Source organism: Cellulosilyticum sp. (genome assembly GCF_982396655.1).
This window is the reverse complement of sequence record NZ_CEVXFV010000001.1, coordinates 170,949-193,408: the sequence shown is the minus strand read 5'-3', so window position 1 is coordinate 193,408 and position 22,460 is coordinate 170,949. Positions and strand designations below refer to the sequence as shown.

The 22,460-nt window shown below is 35.0% G+C and carries 20 protein-coding genes; all 20 read left to right on the top strand.

Going from position 1 to position 22,460, the window contains the following annotated elements; translation table 11 throughout:
• The first annotated feature begins 3 nt into the window (after positions 1-3).
• The 20 genes from AC1VAQ_RS00825 (at position 4) to nadC (ending at position 22,308) form a co-directional block, all read left to right on the top strand.
• Positions 4-1,692 (top strand): [FeFe] hydrogenase, group A, encoded by a 1,689-nt coding sequence (locus tag AC1VAQ_RS00825; RefSeq protein ID WP_303243862.1) that lies wholly within the window; start codon positions 4-6, stop codon positions 1,690-1,692.
• 4 nt (positions 1,693-1,696) lie between these two features.
• Positions 1,697-1,939 carry a (2Fe-2S) ferredoxin domain-containing protein gene (locus AC1VAQ_RS00820; protein WP_302597701.1) on the top strand — a complete coding sequence of 81 codons (243 nt, stop codon included), beginning with the start codon at positions 1,697-1,699 and terminating at the stop codon, positions 1,937-1,939.
• Positions 1,940-2,204: 265 nt separating this feature from the next.
• A complete protein-coding gene (locus AC1VAQ_RS00815) occupies positions 2,205-4,031 on the top strand; it encodes a peptidoglycan DD-metalloendopeptidase family protein (protein ID WP_302597702.1) in 1,827 nt (608 codons plus the stop codon).
• Between the two features lie 177 nt (positions 4,032-4,208).
• On the top strand, positions 4,209-4,718 hold the full coding sequence (locus tag AC1VAQ_RS00810; protein ID WP_302597703.1) for a gamma carbonic anhydrase family protein: 510 nt from the start codon (positions 4,209-4,211) through the stop codon (positions 4,716-4,718).
• 13 nt (positions 4,719-4,731) lie between these two features.
• A complete protein-coding gene (locus AC1VAQ_RS00805; RefSeq protein WP_302597704.1) occupies positions 4,732-5,178 on the top strand; it encodes a metallophosphoesterase family protein in 447 nt (148 codons plus the stop codon).
• A 17-nt stretch (positions 5,179-5,195) separates the two neighbouring features.
• Positions 5,196-6,251, top strand: a complete 1,056-nt coding sequence (gene hydE / locus AC1VAQ_RS00800) for a [FeFe] hydrogenase H-cluster radical SAM maturase HydE (protein WP_330697552.1) — start codon at positions 5,196-5,198, stop codon at positions 6,249-6,251.
• Between the two features lie 71 nt (positions 6,252-6,322).
• Positions 6,323-7,048 carry an HAD-IB family hydrolase gene (locus tag AC1VAQ_RS00795; protein WP_479903379.1) on the top strand — a complete coding sequence of 242 codons (726 nt, stop codon included), beginning with the start codon at positions 6,323-6,325 and terminating at the stop codon, positions 7,046-7,048.
• 252 nt (positions 7,049-7,300) lie between these two features.
• Entirely contained in the window at positions 7,301-9,400 is a 2,100-nt protein-coding gene (locus AC1VAQ_RS00790; RefSeq protein ID WP_479903378.1) for an N-acetylmuramoyl-L-alanine amidase family protein, read from the top strand.
• A 367-nt stretch (positions 9,401-9,767) separates the two neighbouring features.
• Complete coding sequence (locus AC1VAQ_RS00785) at positions 9,768-11,366, top strand: ABC transporter substrate-binding protein (RefSeq protein ID WP_302597707.1); 1,599 nt, start codon at positions 9,768-9,770, stop codon at positions 11,364-11,366.
• Positions 11,367-11,521: 155 nt separating this feature from the next.
• Entirely contained in the window at positions 11,522-12,526 is a 1,005-nt protein-coding gene (locus AC1VAQ_RS00780) for an ABC transporter permease (protein ID WP_302597708.1), read from the top strand.
• Between the two features lie 14 nt (positions 12,527-12,540).
• Positions 12,541-13,413 carry an ABC transporter permease gene (locus AC1VAQ_RS00775; protein ID WP_479903377.1) on the top strand — a complete coding sequence of 291 codons (873 nt, stop codon included), beginning with the start codon at positions 12,541-12,543 and terminating at the stop codon, positions 13,411-13,413.
• An 18-nt stretch (positions 13,414-13,431) separates the two neighbouring features.
• The gene (locus AC1VAQ_RS00770; protein WP_303243861.1) at positions 13,432-14,403 is read left to right on the top strand and encodes an ABC transporter ATP-binding protein; all 972 of its coding nucleotides are present in this window, start codon (positions 13,432-13,434) and stop codon (positions 14,401-14,403) included.
• The gene (locus tag AC1VAQ_RS00765; protein WP_302597711.1) at positions 14,404-15,408 is read left to right on the top strand and encodes an ABC transporter ATP-binding protein; all 1,005 of its coding nucleotides are present in this window, start codon (positions 14,404-14,406) and stop codon (positions 15,406-15,408) included.
• A gap of 279 nt (positions 15,409-15,687) precedes the next feature.
• Complete coding sequence (locus tag AC1VAQ_RS00760; protein ID WP_302597712.1) at positions 15,688-16,590, top strand: DUF445 domain-containing protein; 903 nt, start codon at positions 15,688-15,690, stop codon at positions 16,588-16,590.
• Between the two features lie 17 nt (positions 16,591-16,607).
• The gene (locus AC1VAQ_RS00755; RefSeq protein WP_302597713.1) at positions 16,608-17,276 is read left to right on the top strand and encodes a precorrin-6A/cobalt-precorrin-6A reductase; all 669 of its coding nucleotides are present in this window, start codon (positions 16,608-16,610) and stop codon (positions 17,274-17,276) included.
• A gap of 115 nt (positions 17,277-17,391) precedes the next feature.
• Positions 17,392-18,000, top strand: coding sequence for a hypothetical protein (locus tag AC1VAQ_RS00750; protein ID WP_302597714.1), 609 nt, complete (start codon positions 17,392-17,394; stop codon positions 17,998-18,000).
• Between the two features lie 352 nt (positions 18,001-18,352).
• Complete coding sequence (locus AC1VAQ_RS00745) at positions 18,353-19,012, top strand: deoxynucleoside kinase (RefSeq protein WP_479903376.1); 660 nt, start codon at positions 18,353-18,355, stop codon at positions 19,010-19,012.
• A gap of 237 nt (positions 19,013-19,249) precedes the next feature.
• On the top strand, positions 19,250-20,164 hold the full coding sequence (nadA, locus tag AC1VAQ_RS00740) for a quinolinate synthase NadA (protein ID WP_479903375.1): 915 nt from the start codon (positions 19,250-19,252) through the stop codon (positions 20,162-20,164).
• 1 nt (position 20,165) lies between these two features.
• Entirely contained in the window at positions 20,166-21,485 is a 1,320-nt protein-coding gene (locus AC1VAQ_RS00735) for an L-aspartate oxidase (protein WP_302597718.1), read from the top strand.
• Positions 21,448-22,308, top strand: coding sequence for a carboxylating nicotinate-nucleotide diphosphorylase (nadC, locus tag AC1VAQ_RS00730; protein ID WP_302597720.1), 861 nt, complete (start codon positions 21,448-21,450; stop codon positions 22,306-22,308). Before AC1VAQ_RS00735 ends, nadC begins: the two co-directional genes overlap by 38 nt.
• Positions 22,309-22,460 lie beyond the last annotated feature (152 nt).

Here is a 22,460-nt window from a genome sequence, read left to right as displayed (position 1 = left end):
CTAATGGCTGATAAGTTTATGTTAATAGATGATATACCTGTTAAAATTGAAGGTGAAAAAAATATACTTGAACTTATTCGTAAAGCAGGCATTGATCTTCCCACGTTCTGCTATTATTCAGAGTTATCTGTATATGGGGCATGCAGGCTTTGCGTTGTAGAAAATAAATTGGGAGGGATAGAAGCTTCTTGTTCAACGCCGCCCAAAGAAGGTATGGTGGTTTACACAAATACACCTAAATTACGCAAATATCGTAAGATGATTCTAGAACTTATTTTAGCAAATCATTGTAGAGACTGTACAACATGTGAAAAAAGCGGTGCTTGTAAACTACAGGAGCTTGCAAATCGTTTTAATATTAAGAATGTGCGTTTTGAAAATACAAAGAAGGTAATCCCAATAGATGCTACATCTCCTTGTATTGTAAGGGATGAGAGTAAATGTATTTTATGTGGTGACTGCGTGCGTATGTGTGATGAAGTACAGAATGTAGGTGCGATTGATTTTGCACATCGTGGTAGTGCTATGCGCATTAGTACAGCATTTCATGAAAATATGAATGCCTCTAAATGTGTGGGCTGTGGCCAATGTGCAGCAGTCTGTCCAACGGGGGCCATTGTGGTGAAGAATGATACGCAGTATGTGTGGGAGGCGTTAAGTGATTTAGGAAGCAAGGTGGTTGTACAAATAGCGCCAGCTGTACGTGTTGGTATCGATAAAGAACTTGGGCAAGAAAACGGAAAGAATGTCATGGGCAAGTTAGTGGCAGCGCTTAGACGTATGGGATTTGATGCAATTTTTGATACTTCTACAGGAGCAGACTTAACGGTACTCGAAGAATCCAATGAGTTTATAAAGCGCTTGGAGATGAATGAAAAATTACCATTATTTACATCATGTTGTCCTGCTTGGGTGAAATATGTAGAGACATATCATAAGGATTTACTGCCTAATGTGTCAACATGCCGTTCCCCTATGGAAATGTTTGCAGCCGTTTTAAAAGAGCACTATAGCCATTCGCATAAGAAGGTTGTTTCAGTAGCAATTATGCCTTGCACAGCTAAAAAAGCTGAGGCCGCACGAGATGAGTTTAAAGTAGATGGGATACCTTATGTCGACTATGTTTTAACAACGCAGGAAATTATTCAGATGATTAAGGAGTCAGGAATTGTTTTTGATGAACTTGAACCAGAAGCTATTGATATGCCTTTTGGGGTAAATAGTGGCGCTGGTGTTATCTTCGGGGTGACCGGCGGTGTAACGGAAGCCGTAATCCGCCGTGTGGCAGATGATAAGTCCATTAATAATTTAAGAGCTATTGCCTTTAATGGTATAAGAGGGATGGAAGGTGTAAAGGAAACCAGTATTCCATTTGGAGATCGCAATGTACATATTGCAGTTGTTAGTGGTCTTAGAAACGCTGAAAACCTCATACAAAAGATGAAAGAGGGACAGTGTAGTTATGACCTAGTAGAGGTAATGGCCTGTCCAGGCGGTTGTATTAGCGGTGCGGGTCAGCCATTTGCAAGATATGAAGAGAAGTGCAAACGTGGGCAAGGATTATATGAGGCAGACCGCATGAGCAGTATTAAACGTTCTGAAGAAAACCCAGTGATTATGTCATTGTATTCTGGACTTTTAAAAGGACGCGTACATGAACTCTTACATGTAACGTATAAGGGGGAGGCGTAAGCAGATGGAACTTAAGGTATGTATAGGAAGTGCTTGCCATATAAAAGGCTCTTATAACGTTATTAATGCTTTTCAGCAATTAATAGAAGAGTATAATCTCTTTGAGAAAGTTGATTTAAAAGCTGTTTTCTGCTTAGGTCATTGTACAACAGCGGTATCTGTACAGATTGATGATGGAGAGGTATATAGTGTTTCTGGACTCACAGCTAGGAAATTTTTTGAAGAACAAGTGGTAAGTCGTGTGTAGAAGATAGGGTAAATACAATAAGGGAAATAAAAATACATTAAATGCCAAAAAGCACAAGATATGTCTGTATCTTGTGCTTAATTTGCGTCTAGAGGGCTGAAAACTTTACAAACAGGCAAAAATTTGGTATAATTCATCGAATTGTAATACTCTCGTAATATTAGTTAAAGGAATTTAAAAGATTTAAGTAAACCTATAAAGGTTTTATAAAGCAAACAATGATACGCTATACATGGATGAACCAAATTTAAGGAGGAATACTGTTATGGCTCTTTTAGAACATATGAAAAGTAATAAAAAGAGATATAGTCTTGTAGCAGCATCTGTAGTAGCTGGTATAACTATTTCTTGGTTTAGTTTAAGACACAATGCTTATGCATTAAGTGTAAATGGAGAAGTAATTGCTGTTGTAAAGGAAAAGGAAACAATAGCTTCAATATATACAAGTGTAGTAGAAGGCATTAAAGCTGAGGTAGGAACAGATATAGCAGTGAATGAAACACTGGCAGTTGAACCTGTACATAGCTCAAGCAAAAACATTAATACAGAAGAAGATGTGAAAAAAGCATTAAATGATGCTGTAAGCTATAATGTAGCAGCTTATGAGATTATGGTAGATGGTGAAGGATTTGCTGTTGTAGAAAGTAAAGAAGCTGCGATAGCAATTCTTGAAAAAATTGCTAAAAGTTATTTGCCAGAAGATGGTAGTCTTGTGATTAAATCGACTACAGAAGATGAGAATGCAGCAAGTGAAAATGCAGAAAAATCTCCAGCAACAGCACAAGAAGACTCTAACGTAGCACAAGCTGAGACAACAGATGCTCAAGCTAATAAAGCACCTGAAACAGGAAGCAGTGAAGCAAAAGAAACACAAACAGCATCTGAGAAGTCAACAGCAGCTAATGAGGAACAAGTAACGACAGATGCCCAAGTAACGACAGCAAATCAAGCAACAAGTCAAACAGCAACAAATAATACAACAGTAGATGGTACAAAGGAAATTGTACAGATTCCAGAGGCGCTTCCAGAAGATGAAGTAAGTGAAGTAGTCCATGTAGACGAGGTTGCAGCTGAAAAAATTATTGAAAACAATGAAGCTGATGCAGAGGGACAAAAAATCGCACGTCAAATTAAAGGTTTAGATTTCCATGAAGATGTCAGTATTCGTAATGTTTATGTGAGCAAAGAGGATATTTTAACGCCAGAGGAAGCAGAAAATGTCTTATTAGGTAATACACAAGAAACTATGGAATATGAGCTTCAAGAAGGTGATAATATATGGGACATTGCTATGAAATACGGTACAACAATGGAACATATATTAGAAATCAACCCACAAATTGAAGATGAAACAAAAATGCAAATTGGGGATGTTATTAAACTAGAAGTACCAGACCCAATCTTATCAATTACAACAGTTACAGAAACAACTTTCAAAGAGTTAATTCCAGCAGAGATTCAATATGTAGAGTTCTCAGATCTTTATAAAGATGAGACAAAGGTTTATCGTGAAGGAAATGACGGATTGAAAGAAATTACTGTAGATGTAACAAAAGTAAATGGAAAAGAAGTTTCTCGTACGGTAACAAATGAAGAAATTCTAAAAGAGGCTAAAATTAAAGTTATTGCATACGGTACAAAAGAAAAACCAAAGGTAACACAAAGCACTAATAGTAGCAATAGTAGTAGTGGTGCATCTTCATCCGTATCTTCATCATCAAGATTTATGCATCCATTAAATGGTGGGGGAACAATTTCTTCAACTTATGGCTCAAGATGGGGCTCTTTCCACTATGGTTTAGACTTTGCAGCTTCTGCTGGAACACCTATTTATGCAGCGGCTAGTGGAAAGGTTATTTACTCAGGATATAATAATGGTGGATATGGTAAGCTTATTATTATTGACCATGGTAATGGCTATCAAACTTACTATGCACACTGCAGTAGTTTATATGTGAATGTAGGCGACTATGTTTCACAAGGGCAAAACATTGCAGGTGTAGGTACAACAGGAAATTCAACAGGAAACCACTTACACTTTGAAGTGCGTATTGATGGCACACCAGTTAATCCATATGGCTATGTTTTTTAAATAAATAATTAACGGTTAAAAGCCGCCAGTACTTTTAAGTTAAAAGTACGGCGGCTTTTTAAATGTGTAAAAAATTTGGCTTTTATTTAAAGTGAACGTTGCGTATACTAACAAGTAGAAGTTATTTATATTTTGAATAAGATTACTAACAAATTAAAGATAAGGTGAGGAATATAGATGATTAAAGGATTTAAGGCATTTAAACCACAAATAGCAACATCTGCTTTTATCGCAGAAAATAGTACGATAATAGGAGAAGTAACAATAGGAGAGGACTGCAGTATCTGGTACGGTGCTGTACTAAGAGGTGATGAATCACTGATTCAGATAGGCGCAAGAAGCAATGTACAGGATAACTGTGTACTTCATGGCAGCAAGGCATACCCAACAATTATTGGTGAAGGGGTTACAATCGGACATGGGGCTATTGTACATGGCGCTACAATTGGTGATTATACGTTAGTTGGAATGGGAAGCACTATTTTAGATGGTGCTAAAATCGGCAAAAACTGCGTAATTGGTGCAAATAGCTTAGTAACAGGTAAAACGGAAATAGGTGATGGGATGATGATTTTAGGAAGTCCCGCAAGGGCATTCAAGAAGCTTACAGAAGAAGAAATTGAAAATCTTTATATGTCAGCACAACATTACGTAGATATAAGTAAACTATATGAAGAAGAAAAGTAGGTAGAAGAATAATATGAAAGTTGGCATTATATCAGATACACATAATATACTTAGAGAAGAAGTGCTACAAAGATTAAATGAATGTGAATATATATTGCATGCAGGTGACTTTTGTAAGTATGAAATATTAGAGCAGCTAGAAGAAATTGCACCTGTATATGGCGTTAGAGGCAATAATGATAAAGAAAGCTGGGCTGAGCGGTTGCCGATTAATTTAGTAATAGAAATAAATGATTGTAAGATTGGTATGGCACATGAAAAAAAGGATTTACCTCAAAATAAAGGTGATATAGACCTTATGATTTATGGCCACTCACATCAATATGATGTCTATACGCAAGAGAATGTGCAATATATTAATCCAGGCAGCTGTGGTAGAAAACGTTTTAGTTTACCACTAAGTTTTATTATTGCAGAAATTAAAAAAGATGAAATAGTGCTGGAAAAAATAGATTTATAAAAGAGAAGGAGAATAGAATGGGGACACAAATACAAGATTTAATTGAAAAGTTATATCACACAAGTACCTTAGAAGAAGGAGAATTAATGTATTTATTAGAGCAGTATTCGCCTGAAGTAGCCCAGCTATTAGCAAGAAAAGCAGATGAAGTACGTCGTCGTCATTATGGAGATAAGGTGTATTTAAGAGGCCTAGTGGAATTTACAAATTACTGTCATAGGCACTGTATGTATTGTGGGATTCGTAGTGAGAATGAGAAGGTAAGTCGTTACCGATTATCAGAAGAAGACATTTTGAGCTGTATTGAAATGGGATATACTTTAGGATATCGCACAATCGTTTTGCAAGGCGGAGAAGATACATATTATACAGATGATAAACTCGTTGCACTTTTAGAAAATATCAAAACAAGATGGCCAGAAATAGCCATTACCTTATCCATAGGAGAAAAATCTTATGCGGCTTATGAGAGATTTTTTAAGGCGGGGGCAGCGCGCTATTTACTGCGCCATGAGACAGCTTCTCCTGAACTTTATAAGAAGCTACATCCACATATGAGTTATGAAAACCGTATGCGATGTTTAAGAGATCTTAAGGCGATTGGGTATCAAGTAGGCACAGGGTTTATTGTAGGGCTTCCAGGACAGGAAATAAAAGATTTAGTGAAGGACCTCATGTTTATTAAAGCATTTAAACCACATATGGTAGGGATAGGTCCATTTATGCCTCAGAAGGATACCCCTCTGGGAAAAATGAAAGCTGGGACAGCCGAGCTTACGACCTATTTGATTTCTATTTTAAGATTATTGCAAGGTGATTTGCTTTTGCCAGCTACCACTTCTTTAGGGAGCGTGGATCCGCTTGGAAGAGAGAAGGGATTAAAGGCAGGTGCAAATGTGGTAATGCCTAATTTATCTCCTGTGGATGTAAGAGAAAAGTATGCCCTTTATGATGGTAAAATCTGTACAGGTGATGAAGCTGCACAGTGTAGAAATTGTATAGAAAAGCGCATTGAAAAAGCAGGCTATAAGGTGGATATGGGGCGAGGTGACCATGAATATTTTGGGAAATAAGAAGAAAATAGTTTGGTTGATAGGATAGTGTAAATAGGGTATAATATCTCTTAAAATTATGGAGGTGGCCTATGACAAAACAAGCAGCATTTTTTGATATTGATGGAACCATTTATCGTGAGGGACTTATTACAGAAGTTTTTAAAAAGCTTGTCACATATGAAATGATTGAAGGAAGTAAATGGTACAATGAAGTAAGGCCTGCTTTCTTAAATTGGGACAAGCGTATTGGAGATTATGATACTTATTTATTAAAAATGGTAGATATTTATACAGAAGCTGTACAAGGTATTACACATGAGCAGTTAGCTTATGTAGCGAAAAGAGTTATTGAGCAAAAAGGAGACCGCGTATATACATTTTCAAGAGAACGCATTAAGTGGCACAAGCAGCAAGGACATAAAGTAATCGCTATTTCTGGTTCACCTTATGAGCTTGTAAAGGAAATGTCAAAGAAATATGGCATGGATGATTTCCGTGGAACAATTTATCAAAGAGATGAAGAAGGAAATTATAATGGCAAAGTTATTCCGATGTGGGATGCAGTAAGTAAGCGCCGCGCAATTTTAGAGCTTGCAGATAAATATGAATTAGATTTATCTCAGTGTTATGCTTATGGAGATACAGCAGGAGATCTTACAATGATCAAAATGGTAGGAAATCCTTATGCAATTAATCCGACAAGAGAGCTAATCAGTAAATTAAAAGAAGAAAATTTAAATGATAAAGTTAAGGTAATTGTGGAACGAAAAGACGTAACATATCGTCTAAAATTAGATGATTTAGATTTAGTATAATTTAAAGGTTAAGATAAAGAGGAGTGAAGCTGAAGGGCTACTCCTCTTTTTTGAGGAGGTGAAGTGTGTTTTAAAATTTAGATAAATCACAAAGGTGTTAAAAATATTAAGTAAGTATTAAAAGAAAAGCAATATGATTTCAATGAATGAATCTAAATCACTGTAATTATAAGATTTTAAAAAAAATAATTTGTAACATTTTGGGTGATTTGGTATAATAAGTGTATTAATGACAACTAGGAGGATGACAACATGAGACGAAAGTTAGGAGGCCTCTTGTTAGGCGCTAGCTTATTAGTAAGCATGCCAGCTTATGGGAAAAGCATGCAATTATTTTATGATGGAAAAGTACATAATTATGATTATCCAACGATTTCACTTTACATTAATAATCAAAAGATAGAGACGACAGTTATGGAGCCTGTTTCCATTGAGGGACGCGTTTTAGTACCAGCCAGAGAAGTATTTGAGCCGTTAGGGGCAAGTGTACAATGGGATGCAGCAGCTAAAAAGGTAATTATTGACTACAAAGATTCTACAATGATTTTAACAGCTAATGAAACAGATGTATGGTTAGATGGTAAAACAGTTCAATTAGATGTACCTGCTAAAATTATTAATGATAAAGTAATGATTCCAATTCGTTTTGTAAGTGAGACTATGGGGTTTGATGTAAATTGGATTAATAGTACATATAGCGTATATATTAGTGATGGCAGTACATCTGGAGATAATATAAAAGATGAAGAAAGTATGCAAGACCAAGTGGAAGATGATAAGGTAACACTTGTAGCACCGACTTATGCAGCTGGACAAATTATAGGACAAAGCTATATAGGGGGGAGTAATACACATCAGTTAAAGATTTCTTCTAAAAATTATAGTCGTGCAAATGTTAATAATGTAAGTATTACAGAAACAAATAACAAGGTAGTCGCTAAGATTAACCTAGGAAGTGCACTTTCAGGAGCAGATATCAGTGTAGAAAATGGAAAAGTTATTGTAGATATCTCAAATAGTACAAATCATTTAGCAAGCAGTATTACGCCAAGCAGCAATACATATGTAGAACGTGTCCGTACAAGTCAATTTACAAGCGATACAACACGTGTTGTATTTGACTTAAAATCAGGAGCAGTTGTAGGCGCTTATACAGAAAATAAACGTCAGACACTTGTTTTAGAAATGCAGAAACAAAATATAGAAGAAATTACAGTAGCCACATCTGGCGAAAAGGATACAGTTTATTTCAAGGGACTCTTTAATAGCCAAGTGACATTTAATGAGGCAAATAATACAATTACATTCCAGATTAAAAATAGTTACTTAAGTGAGACAATGACACTTAAAAATATGGTTACAAACTATATTGAACGTGTGACGATGTCACCAAGTGGCAATGGTGTAATAGGAACAATTTATTTAAACGATGATGTAAATTATGATGTTACAACAAGTACAAAGGGAAGCACACTTATACTTTCAAAAGTAAAAGATACAAATATTGCATATGAGTCAGGCGGGAATATTTATCTTAAAAAAGAAAGTGGTATTTCACAAGGTAAGCTAAGTTTCACTGATAACTATAGAGAACGTCAGATTGTCGTAGATTTAGGTGGAGATTATAGTGGTTATTTTGAAACAGGTACATTAAGCATCAACGACCAAAAGGTAACGCAAATTGAGGTAACCAATAATGGTACGACAAAGCTTATCATTACAACACCTACCGTACAAGCTTTCAATGTATCTGAATCAAATGGCATGGTAAGAATACAGCTTGTAAAACCGAGTGAGAAATATGATAAAATAGTAGTGATTGACCCAGGACATGGGGGCTCAGATAGCGGTGCAGTAGGAAATGGGTTAACCGAAAAAGAATTAAATTATAAACATGCTATGGCAGTGTATCGTTTACTCGAGCAAGATCCAAGCATTAAGGTATATACAACAAGAGAGTCAGATGTATATCCGACATTACAATTTAGAACACAGCTTGCCAATGAAATTGATGCAGATTTATTTGTGAGTTTCCATAATAACTCAGCATCTTCATCTGCAGCTGGGACTGAGACATTATATTATCCAAATACAAATAATACAATGAGCATGCAAATGGCACAAATTGTACAAGATAATATTATCAAATACTGTGGCACAAATGATAGAGGGATTAAACCAAGAGCAGACCTTTATGTATTACGTACAAGTAATATGCCAGCTATTTTAATTGAAACAGGATTCATTACAAATACAGCTGAGGCAAATCTTATTAATTCAGCAGACTTTATTAATAAATTTGGTCAAGCTGTATATGAAGCCATTGTAGCAAGCTTTGATATATTATATTAATTATTTAAGGGTAAGATAAGGCTTTGATATAAAAGGTATAGACAAGAGAGAGCATATGAATTATAAACGCATATAATTCATATGCTCTTTTTTTGTGACGAAATTAAATTTGTATTGTTATATAAAATGAAATTATTTTATTAAACAAATTCATTTTATATAAAATAACTAAAAATTATGTAATATAGTTGACAGATAAGTTATGCAAGTATATAATTGCTAAAAAGCATAATTATTCAAAAACTAAGCTAAAAATAACTTATTTAGGATTTAAAATGAATTTTATGAATAAAAATGTTTTAAATCCTAAATAAGTTATAAGGGATAAGGAATATATTATGTCGTAATTAAATAAGGGGATGATGAAATGAAAAAGAAGTTAAGATTCATATTAGCGCCAATGCTTGCATTAACTATGCTAGTGGGCTGTGGTGGCAATAATGCTGCAAATACGAATGCAGAAGTAAGCCCAGGAGAAAGTGTTACTGCAGAAGCAACAGGTGAAAATATTGCTGAAACCTTAGTGTTTGCGCAAGGTGCAGAACCTAGAGGCCTTGATCCAGCGTTTGTAGATGATGGCGAATCTGCAAAGGTTATTGTTAATGTTTATGAAGGACTCTTAGCATATGAAGAAGATTCGACAGAATTAAAGCCTTGCCTTGCAGAAAGCTGGGAGGTATCAGAAGATGGCTTATCTTATACATTTAAATTAAAAGAAGGCGTGAAATTCCATGATGGAACTGACTTTAATGCAGAGGCAGTAAAATATAATATTGATAGACAACTGCCACCACAAAGAACAGAAGATATGCCATATGCAAGCTTTACTTTTGGTGATGTAGAAAGCGTTGAAGTCATTGATACATATAATGTAAAGATTAATTTATCAAAAGTAAATACAGCCTTTTTAGCCAACCTTGCAATGAGTCTTGCTGCCCCTATGGTAAGTCCTACAGCACTTGAAGCAAATGGCGGAAACTGTAATCAAGCACCAGTTGGAACAGGTCCATATAAATTTGTGAGCTGGAATCCATCAGAAGACATTGTACTTACAAGAAATGATGAATACTGGGGCGAACCAGCTAAGACAAAAAATATTATTTTCAAATTTATCCCAGATAATTCAGCACGTATTGTAGCACTTAAAAATGGTGAAGTCGATATGATTGATGGGATTGATTCAACAGGTGTAAGCCAAATTGAAGCAGATGGCAATATGGTTTATAACGTACCAGGCATGAATATTAACTATATGGCATATAACACAACGCGTGCACCATTTGATAATCCAGAACTTCGTAAGGCATTATCAAAAGCTGTCAATGTTGAAGAACTTGTAAAAGCACTTTATGGTGATTATGCAGAAGTAGCAACAAGCATTCTACCATCATTTATACCAGGGTATAGTGAAGAAATTAAACAAGTTGAATATGATCCAGAAGCTGCAAAATCAGAACTTGAAGCATTAGGATTTAATCAACCTATTAAAATGATTGTTTATAATAATCCACGTGTTTACAATCCAAGAAGCAAGGCATTAGCAGAAGCAATTCAATCTTATTGGAGTAAAGTTGGTGTAGAAGTAGTCATTGAAGATTATGACTGGACAACATATAAAGACCGTATTGCTACACAAGATTATGATGTTTGTTTCTATGGTTGGGTAGGGGATAATGGTGACCCAGATAACTTCTTAAATTTATTAAGTGACCCAACACCAGATATGAATGTTGCACATTTTAATGACGAAGCCTATAACTTAATAATTAAAGAAGGTACATCTACAGAAAAAGGTGAGGCACGTAATAAGATTTACACAGAAGCTGAACAATATGTAGCAGATAAGGCTGTATGGTTACCTATTAGTCATGCGAATAACCTTTCAGCTTATGCACCAAATGTTCAAAACTACTATTATCATCAAACAGGAACAGTATTCTTCAAGAATATGTATAAAACAAAATAGACTAGGCACATAAAATAAATTACGTCCTCATTGATTTAAGTAGCGGCTCGCCCTCAATAGCTTATAGCTGATGTGAGCGAGCCTTTTTATTTTCTGAAATTAATAAGGCGTGAAGGTTTATCGTGGCGGTTCATATAGAAAGGAGAATAGAAGAAATGGCGAAGTATATATTAAAACGAATATTGATGTTAATTCCAGTTTTACTGGGTGTATCCATCATTATTTTCGGTATTATGCGAGTATTTTCACCGGATCCAGCCCCTATTGTACTTGGGCAGCATGCGACGCAAGAAGCTATGAGTGAGTGGCGAGAAGCAAATGGGTTAGATAAGCCGATAGTGGTACAATATGTAAATTATATGAAAGGGGTTCTTACAGGAGATTTTGGAAATTCATATTATACAAAAACACCTGTAGCAAAGGAGATTTTCTCACGTTTTCCAGCCACAGTAGAGCTCGCAATCTGTGCAATTATTATTGCTACGATTTTTGGGATTTTATTAGGTGTCATTTCTGCAGTGAAGAAAAATTCTTGGGTTGATCATATCAGTATGGTGACCGCACTTATAGGTGTATCTATTCCAATTTTTTGGTTAGGTATTTTACTGATTATTATATTTGCAGGAAACCTAGGGTGGTTACCCGCACAAGGACGCATAGAGACGCTCCTTAGACCCGCAAATCATACTGGATTTTATCTGATAGATAGCTTAATAGAGGGAAATATGGAGAGTTTCGTATCTTCACTTAAGCATCTTGTATTGCCTTCAGTAGCCTTAGCTATGTATTCTATGGCAATTATTGCACGTATGACACGCAGTACTATGTTAGATACATTATCACAAGATTACATTCGTACAGCACGTGCAAAAGGAATCAAAGAAGGTCAGGTCATTAAAAAACATGCTTTAGCTAATGCGCTTATTCCTATTGTAACTGTTATAGGGATTCAGCTTGGTTATTTAATGGGTGGAGCAGTACTTACAGAAAGTGTTTTCGCCTGGCCTGGTATTGGAAAATATACAGTAGAAGCTATACTTAAATCAGATTTTCCAGTCGTACAAGGTGTTGTATTATTAATCGCCTTTATATTTGTTGTAATGAATTTAATCGTGGATATTATTTATGTCTTTTTAGACCCACGTATTAAATATTCTTAGAAGGAGGAAATGTCATGGCAGAAGCAACTCATAAAATAGAAAAACCAGAATCACAATTCAAGCAAATGTGGCAGGCCCTCATTCAAAATAAAGCTGCAGTGGCTGGGATGATTATTATAGGGCTTTTAATATTTATTGCACTATTTGGGAAGTTTCTTACCCCTTATGATCCCAATTATGCAGATTTAGCAGTGAATAAACAACCACCTTCAGCAGCCCACATATTTGGAACTGATGAACAGGGACGAGATATTTTTTCAAGGGTGATTGCAGGGACAAGAGTTTCTTTATCTGTAGGGTTTATTGCAGTAGCCTTTGCATTAACGATAGGAACAGTTTTAGGTGCAATAGCTGCTTATAGAGGTGGTATAGTAGATACGATTATCATGCGTTGTATGGATATTATGATGTCAATACCTGATATCTTACTTGCGATTGCATTAATGGCGGCCTTAGGGCGTGGTATCGGTAAAGCTGTTATTGCCATAGGTCTTGTAACTATTCCGGAATATGCACGTATTGTTCGTGGGAGCATGATGTCAATTAAAGATAGTGAGTATGTACAGGCTGCAAAGATTATGGGGAATAGTGATGGACAAATCATTTTTAAACATATTTTACCTAATGTATTGTCACCAATTATTGTACGTGCCACATTGGGAATTTCGACAGCGGTACTTAATACTGCAGCATTAGGATTCTTAGGACTTGGGGTCCAACCACCAGCAGCCGAGTGGGGCGATATGTTAGGGCGCGCAAGAAGCTTTATTTTCGAGGCACCCTATATGCTGATTTTCCCTGGTATTGCCATTACAATTACAGTTCTTGCATTTAATTTATTAGGGGATGGATTACGTGATGCCTTTGACCCTAAAGCAAGAAATTAAGGAAGGAGGTACAAACTTATGTTACTAGAAGTTAAAAATTTACAAACCCAGTTTAAAACAAGACGTGGTATAGTAACAGCTGTAAGTGATGTGAGCTTTGGCGTAAATGAAGGAGAAGTTCTTGCTATAGTAGGTGAAAGTGGGTCAGGAAAAAGTGTTACCTCTTTATCAATTATGGGGTTATTAGCTGAGAATGCCACAATAAGTAAGGGGGAAATTCTTTATAAAGATGAAGACTTATTAAAGAAATCACCTGAAGCATTAAGACATTTAAGAGGAAATGAAATTTCTATGATTTTTCAAGAACCAATGACTTCTTTAAATCCCGTTAAACGTATCGGTGATCAATTAGCAGAAAGTATTATGTTACATATGCATTTAAATAAAAAAGAAGCGCTGAAGCGTGCTGCTAAGATGCTAGAAATGGTAGGGATTCCATCACCTACGCAGCGCATTAAAGATTATCCACATCAAATGTCAGGTGGAATGAGACAGCGTGTAATGATAGCTATGGCATTATGCTGTGATCCCAAATTACTTATTGCAGATGAACCTACAACAGCTTTAGACGTAACTATTCAAGCACAGATTTTAGATATTATTGAACGTTTAAAAGATGAATTAGGCATGGGCGTATTATTAATTACGCATGACTTAGGCGTTGTAGCAGAAGTAGCGAGTCGTGTAGTTGTTATGTACTGCGGACGTATTGTAGAAGAAGCTTCTGTAGAAGAGCTATTTGATCATCCACTTCATCCGTATACAGAAGGACTTTTGGCATCTATTCCAAAAGTAGAAGAAGAAAAAGAACGTCTTTATGCAATTAAAGGGATGGTACCTAATCCTATGGACTTACCACAAGGATGTAGTTTTGCACAGCGTTGTGAAAAATGTATGGCAAAATGTAAAGAAGAGATGCCAAGTTTAAAGGAAATTAATGGACGTAAGGTGAGATGCCATTTATATGAAGGGCAAGGGGAGGTGAAATAGATGCAAAATAATAGCATAAATTCAAAAGAAGTATTATTAGAAGTAAATAATCTATGTAAGAGCTTTACAGTAGAAAAGAATTTCTTTGGTAAGCCGACAAAGGTCTTAAAAGCAGTAGATGATGTATCGTTTAAGATTTATAAAGGAGAGGTTCTTGGGCTAGTAGGAGAGAGTGGCTGTGGGAAAACAACTATTGGGAAGATGTTAGCCAACGTATATACAGCAACGCGTGGTGAAATTATTTATGATGGCGTAGATCTTGTAAAGCTTTCAGCTAGGCAGAGAAAAGCGTATTATAAAGATATTCAGCTTGTTTTTCAAGATCCATATGCGTCGTTGAATCCAAGAATGACCATAGGAGATATTATTGCAGAACCAATTCGCATTAATAAGCTGTACCCTGAGTCTGAAATTGAAAAGCGTGTAATATACTTATTAAATTGTGTTGGACTTGCAAGTCATCAGAGAAACCGTTTTCCACATGAATTTTCAGGTGGACAACGCCAAAGAGTCGGTATAGCAAGAGCCTTAGCTATGAATCCTAAGCTTATTGTTTGTGATGAGCCTGTATCTGCTTTAGATGTATCTATTCAAGCTCAAGTCTTAAATCTTTTATGTGATTTAAAAGATGAATTTGGTTTAACCTATCTTTTTATTGCCCATGGTTTAAATGTAGTTAAACATATCAGTGATCGAATTGGTGTAATGTATCTAGGGCAAATGCAAGAAATGGCATCAAAGCATGAACTGTATGAAAATCCAGTACACCCTTATACCAAGGCATTACTTTCGTCTACACCAGTAGCGCATCCAAGACTTAAGGCAACTAAAGAACGTATTATTTTAACAGGCGATGTGCCAAGTCCAATTAATCCTGCTCCAGGATGCCGCTTTAAAACAAGATGTTATATTGAAAAAGATAAGGTGTGTGAAGAAGTATGTCCAAGCTTAAAATGCATTAATGATCATGGACATTATGTAGCATGTCATCAATGTAAAATATAATTTTTTAAATGCCATAGGAAAGAGGTAGTTATGAAACAACAGATTTCATAGCACCTCTTTTTTGCAGAGCTATTTATATTTAAGGAAGAGATGATAGATATAGAGTAAAAAGGGAAGAATAAATAAAAGAGGATTTTGGATAAAATCACTGCACTGGTCAAAATAAATAAAATAATGTAAAATATATATTTATTAAAATATATAGAAGCGCAAGGTGTAAAATTGCCATCTATAGATTATGTAAAAAGATTATGTAAAAGATAGAAATGGAGAAATATTATGAGTTGGAATTTATTGATAGCACCTTTATTAGGCGGTGTTATAGGGTATATTACAAATGGTATAGCCATTAAAATGTTATTTAGACCGCTAAAGCCAGTATATGTATTTGGAAAGCAGTTACCTTTTACACCAGGTCTTATTCCTAAAGAAAAAACACGTATTGCAAGAAGTGTAGGAAATGTAATTAGTAAAGAACTTTTAAATAAAGAAGTGTTTGCAAAGGTACTTTTAAAAGAAGAAATTTACAAGGGCATTGAAAGTAAAATAGATGAGTTTATGAAGTATAATGCACATAATACAGAGACTTTCGAGTCTTTAGCAAACCGTTTAGTAACGAAAGAACGTACGATTTACTTTAAAACAGAAGCTGAAGAGATGATTACAGAAGCCATTTATGATGAAGTTACACAAATGGGACTTGGACAAGTTGTAGTGGATAAGGCACTTGAAGCTTTTAAAGAAGGTAAATTTGGTTCATTAGGACCCTTAGCATTATTTTTAAATAGTAGCATGTTAGAAAGCCTTGGCGCAAAGCTTGCACCTGTTATTGACGAGATGGTTGCGGAGGAAAGTGAGGCAATGATTCGCCGCGGTGTAGAAAATAAGACAGAAGCCCTTTTACAAAGCACAGTAGGTGACGTAGTGAGCAAAGCTGCTATTTATGGTGAGCTCATTAAGAGCATTGTGCTTAAGTCTTATGAATATATTGTACGTAAGAAATTAGGAGATGTACTTGAGACAATTAATATTGCTAAAGTTGTAGAAGAACGTATTACTGAATTTGACCCATTAGAACTTGAACGTCTTATTTTAGAGATTATGAATAAAGAGTTAAAGGCAATCATATGGCTAGGTGCACTTCTTGGTGCTATTATGGGATGTATCATGAATATCTTTTAAATGAAAGAAGGTAAAGTATGATTTGGGTAGTAGGTGGTGGGCCTAAAAGCTATCAAATATGCCAGCATCTTAAACAATTACAGAAGGATTATAAGCTGACAACAATTACAGATTATAAACGAGATATGCCTTTAAGTTATACATCAAAGGCATTAAGTCGCCCACTTGATGAAGAAGAAATAAGTGCATTCATCAAAAAGGAAAAAATCCAATTGGTGATTGATCATAGTTATGGCAATACCATAACAAGGCAACTTATGCAGCAATGTGAGGCAAACCATATTGTTTATATACGTTATGAGGAAGCAGCATATATAGATCAAATCACTGATGAAAAAGTAAAAGTTATTACAGAGATAGAAGAGGCAGTGGATTTATTAAAAGCGGATGGTATTCCTATTTTCATAGACCTAAACCGTAAAGCTAAAAAGGAGTTAGCCTGTTTGAATCTAAAGAAGTGCATTTATGAAGAAATAAGTATACAAGATGTATTAAATCTGCAAGAGACTTTTGAAAGACATCATATTTCTACGGCTATAGTGCAAGAGAGTGAAAGTTTACCTTCTTATGTAGAAGCATGTAAAGCAATAGATATTCCATTAATTATAATGAGGAAGAACAAAATAAAGTATACAATAAGATGTATGACCTTAACTGAGTTAGAAGAGTATTTACATGAGGTGTAAGTACTCTTCTATGATGTTATTTGCAACTTTTCCTAAATAGTGGTAATATCAAAGGGCAGACCATAAGTATGGTTATCTTTAATACAAGAATCTATCTTTTAGGAGGAGTAAGCAAATGAAAAAATGGATGGCGATGCTGATGTTAGGAGCATCTATGCTAGTATTTGCATCAGGATGTGGCAATGAAGATTTAAAAACATCTGCTAAAGTAGATACAAATATTACAGAAGGCAGTGAAACGCCTCAGGTAACGCCAGAGGCATCAGAAGAACCACAAGAGGTTTCAAAAGAAGAACCACCAATTCAAATAGATGAGACAAAAGAAATTATTAATAAGGTAGAAGATGCAAATTATCTCCAAGGTTTAAACTTATGTAGCAGTTATACATTAGCCTTACAAGATGAAAATATTGCTATTGAGCTATATGTCTCTGCAGAGATTGATGCAAATGGTGAGATTATGTTAGATGATGGCCAAGAATGGTCACTTGTCGCACGTGTAGAAGATGCGATTTATCCTTTAGTCGAACGCACATATATTCAAAATGGACAAGTACACTACAGTGTATATACAGATTATGATCACAATGAAATGCCACACATTGTAGCACAAATGACATCGAGTGCAGGAATGAACTACTATGACTTTACATATGATGAAAAAGTATTTAGTCGTGAAACAGTACTAGAAGCTAACAATATTAATCTACTTTATACATATTAATAAGAAAACTTTAAAATAAAAAGCATTAACAAACTTGCTATGGGCAGTTGTTAATGCTTTTTATTTTAAATAGGCCACTATAGATTTCACATTTATAAAATTTAGTTATTATAGTTTTGAGTTATGTGAAATCATTGAGAGAAACCAATTTACGTACATGTACATTTTAAGGTATAGTTGTTTTCTCTATAAATGCTTAAAGTGTTTAGAATAAAAGAAAAATGAATAGAAAATAACTAAAAGTAAAAAAGGGAGAAGTTATGTTGACAAGCGTTAAGTAAACACGTATTATTGAATAAGCTGACTTTGTAGAAAGACAAGAATTAACTTTAATTGGAAGGACAGGTGAAGGATGTTGCTAGTTGTTGGAGGCATGATTGGATTAGGAAAAACTAGTGTGGCAGAAATATTAGGGAGACACTTTAATTCAGAAGTGTTTTATGAGAGTGTCGATGACAATCCTATACTCCCATTATTTTATACAGCAACAGATGAAGAAATTGAAAAGTATCGCTATCCATTTTTATTACAACTACACTTTTTAGATTCACGTTTTAAATGTATTAAACGTGCTTTTAGAGATGACAATAATGTACTTGATCGTAGTATTTACGAGGACTGGTACTTTGCAAAAGTAAATAATGATTTAGGGCGTATTTCAGACCTTGAGTTTCAGGTATATGACGGACTTTTAAATAATATGATGGAAGAGCTTGAAGAACTTCCTAAAAAGGCACCAGATTTAATGATTTATTTAAGAGGTTCATTTGATACAGTACTAAGTCGTATTATGAAAAGAGGTAGAAGCTATGAATTAGATGAACATTTAGAAGCTTACTACCATAAACTATGGTCAGGTTATGATGAATGGGTAATGGAACATTATAAAGCCAGTGATGTACTTGTAATTGATATGGACCAGTTCGATGTAGTAAATCGCCCAGAAGATGCAGCAAAACTTATTGCACTTGTAGAAGAAAAATTAAAAGTTCAAAGACAAAAAGCTGTTTAATATTTTAGATAAATAAAGCTATAAAAATAAGGAGCTATTATCAACATTTTCGTGTTGATAATAGCTCCTTATTTTTATAGGAAAAAGACAGATATTTTTAGAAGTTGTGCTATGTAATGACTCATTTAGTGAATAATTTTTGTTAACATGTGTCTTTACACATGTATTGATTAATTAAGTTGAAAGTGCTATATTAATTTATAAGAAAAAGGAAACTAGAAAAAGTGAGGCAGGAATATGGAAAAGGAACAACTGATTAAACAGATTAAAGGACTCAAAGAGCAAAAACAAGCGCTAATTGTAGCACATTATTATGTGGATGATGATATACAAGAAATAGCTGATTATGTAGGTGATTCTTATTACTTAAGTAAAGTATGCATGAGTCGTCCTGAAAAACTAATTATATTTTGCGGTGTACGTTTTATGGGTGAGAGTGCCAAAATCTTAAATCCAGAAAAAACGGTTATTATGGCAGAAGAGTTAGCGGATTGTCCAATGGCGCATATGATAGAAGTAGAAAGAATTAAAGAGGTTAGAAATCAGTATGAGGACTTAGCTGTTGTATGTTATATTAACTCTACTACCGAGATTAAAGCAGAATCAGATGTAGTTGTAACCTCAGCTAATGCATATGATATTGTAAGGAAAATGCCTCAGAAAAACATATTCTTTGTACCTGACGAACATTTAGGACGTTATATAGCAGGAAAACTACCAGAGAAAAACTTTATCTTTAATGATGGTTTTTGTCATGTACATACAAGTATTACAAAAGAAGCACTAGAAAAGGCAAAAGCGATAAGGCCAGAAGCTGAGATTTTAGTTCATCCAGAATGTAAAACAGAAATTGTGGAAATGGGTAATTATGTGGGCAGTACATCAGGAATTCTAAAATATGCATCTCAAAGTGAAAAAACAGAATTTATCATTTGTACTGAAATGGGCATTTTATATGAGCTTAAAAAACAAAATCCAAATAAAAAGTTTTATTCTGTAGGACATAGACAATTCTGTCCTAATATGAAGCGTATTTGCCTCAACGATGTTTATAAGGCATTAGAGACAGAACATAATCCTATCGAACTTGAACAAAATATAATAGAAAGGGCAAAAGGTGCATTAGAAAATATGCATGCATTGGCGAAATGATATGAAAACACAATATGATGTTGTAATTGTAGGAACAGGTGTTGCAGGTCTTTTTTGTGCCCTACATTTACCTGAAACATGTAATGTTTTAATGGTTACTAAAGATGATTTAGATCAAAGCAATTCTTTTTTAGCACAAGGAGGAATCTGCGTTTTAAAGGATCAAGATGATTTTGAAAGTTATGTAGCAGATACAATGCGTGCAGGACGCTTTGAGAATGACAGGAAGGCAGTTGAAACAATGATTAGTTCATCTAGAGAAGTTATTAATGAACTGATTCATTATCATGTAGACTTTGATGAGGAAGATGGCAAGCTTGTTTATACGAAAGAAGCTGCGCATAGTACAAATCGTATTTTACATCATAAGGATATTACAGGTAAAGAAATTACAAGCAAGCTCCTAGCCGCAGTACTTGAAAAGAAAAATGTAGAACTAGTGCCATTTTGTACACTTTTAGATATTGTAAAAGATAGTAAGAAGGTAAAGGGCGTTGTTGTTAACCATGAAGGCATGCAAAAGGTTATTAAAGCGGAACATGTCGTATTGGCTACAGGCGGTATTGGTGGGCTATTTACACATAGTACCAACTTTAGACATATTACAGGTGATGGCGTAGCTATTGCAATTAAAAATAATATAGATGTGAAAGATATTCACTATATTCAAATTCATCCAACGACATTGTATAGTCAAAAGGATGGTAGACGTTTTTTAATTTCAGAAGCTGTAAGAGGAGAAGGCGCATATTTAGTGAATGACAAAGGAGAACGTTTTGTAGATGAACTTTTACCTCGTGATGTGGTGACAGGAATCATTAGCCAAGAGATGCAAAGAGAAGGCACTGATCATGTGTATTTGAGCCTTAAGCATTTAGATGGTGAATATATCAAACAAAGATTTCCTAATATTAGTCAGGCGTGTGAAGAGGAAGGTTATGACCTTGCCAAAGACCTTGTACCTGTTACACCAGCACAGCACTACTTTATGGGTGGCATTGCTGTAGACTTAAATGGACATACTTCTTTAAATAATTTATATGCAGTTGGTGAAACGAGCTGCACCGGTGTACACGGTGCTAATCGTCTAGCCAGTAATTCTTTGTTAGAAGGCCTTGTATTTGCAAAAAGAGCTGCAGAAGAAATTGTACGTCAAAATAAATTAAAGCAAGTTGTAACTGAAGAAAGGATTGAATATAAAGAAGTTTTAGATGTAGACATAGTAGAAGAAGAACATAAACACTTACTACTTGAGACAATTAAAAGAGAGGATGAAGATTTTTATGCTAGATGGTGTCATGAAGAATATAAATGTGGATGAGCATATACTTTTAGCAATTAAGGAAGATGTAACAAGTGAAGATGTTACAACACAGGCTATTATGAGAAAACCTCAGTTAGGGCAAGCACAGCTCATTTGCAAGGAAGATGGTATCCTTGCGGGGTTTGGTGTATTTAAGCGTACTTTTGAACTGTTAGGGGATGTGGAAATTACAAGTACATATCAAGATGGGGATAAAGTAAAATGCGGCGATCAGATAGCCACCCTTAAAGGGGATATTCGTGTCCTTTTAACAGGTGAACGTACGGCCCTTAATTATTTACAGCGCATGAGTGGTATTGCAAGCTTTACGAATAATTTAGTGAAAGAATTAGAAGGGTCAAAGACAAAGCTTTTAGATACGAGAAAAACAACACCTGGTATGCGTTTATTTGAAAAATATGCGGTTAAAGTAGGTGGTGGGACAAATCACCGATATAATTTAACCGATGGCATTTTAATTAAAGACAATCATATTGGAGCAGCAGGAAGCATTAAAGAAGCTGTAAGGCTTTGCAGGGAATATGCACCATTTGTGAGAAAAGTAGAGGTAGAAGTAGAAACTTTAGAGCAAGTGTTAGAAGCCATAGATGCCAAAGCTGATATTATTATGTTAGATAATATGAATCTTGAAATGATGTCAGAAGCAGTGAAGCTTATAGATGGCAGAGCAGAAACGGAGTGTTCAGGAAATGTTAATAAAGAACGCTTAAAAGCAATAGGTGAAATTGGCGTAGACTATGTTTCATGTGGCGCTTTAACACATTCAGCACCTATTTTAGATTTTTCACTTAAAAATTTACATCCTATTACGGAAAAATAATATGATAAGAGGCTAGCCATATTAAATACAATGGTTAGCCTTTTGTTTATATATTCTACTTATTCAGATGTTAAAATATAGATAATTACAACATAAGTCTTAATATTATAGCAATTGCGCCTACAGATATGGCTATTAAGTAAAATTCATGT